1 protein-coding gene is annotated in these 519 nt (G+C 61.3%); it reads right to left on the bottom strand.

Annotated features, from left to right (window positions below):
• Positions 1-519 (bottom strand): immunoglobulin-like domain-containing protein (locus H9646_RS18305; protein WP_225214324.1); only part of this gene is annotated, 519 nt, incomplete at both ends.

Here is a 519-nt window from a genome sequence, read left to right as displayed (position 1 = left end):
CACCTTGACCGTGTCAGGCGTATCGGCCACCACCACGTCTGCCGTGGCTGTGGTGTCCAGATTTTCGAAGTTACCGCCGCCATTGGTGCCTGTAATGGTCAGTGTCTCGGTGGCGCCATCCTTGTAGACGTCATCGCCCTGCACCGCAAACGCGGTCGATTGCACCACTGTGCCCGGCACATAGCCCACGCCAAACGTGATCGTGGCGCCGTTGCTCAGCGTCACCACCAGTTCGGTTTGTGGGGCATGGTCAAGGCTGCCGCCCACGGTCACGTTCGTGCTGCCTTCAACGGCGTTGGTGCCCACCAAGGTCACTTTGACCGTGTCAGGTGTATCGGCCACCACCACGTCTGCCGTGGCTGTGGTGTCCAGATTTTCGAAGTTGCCGCCACCGTTGGTGCCTGTAATGGTCAGTGTCTCGGTGGCGCCATCCTTGTAGACGTCATCGCCCTGCACCGCAAACGCGGTCGATTGCACCACTGTGCCCGGCACATAGCCCACGCCAAACGTGATCGTGGC

This window comes from Comamonas avium (genome assembly GCF_014836675.1).
Classification (GTDB): Bacteria; Pseudomonadota; Gammaproteobacteria; order Burkholderiales; family Burkholderiaceae_C; genus Comamonas; species Comamonas avium.
The sequence above is the reverse complement of the archived record's forward strand: the minus strand, read 5'-3'. Positions and strand labels throughout refer to the sequence as shown.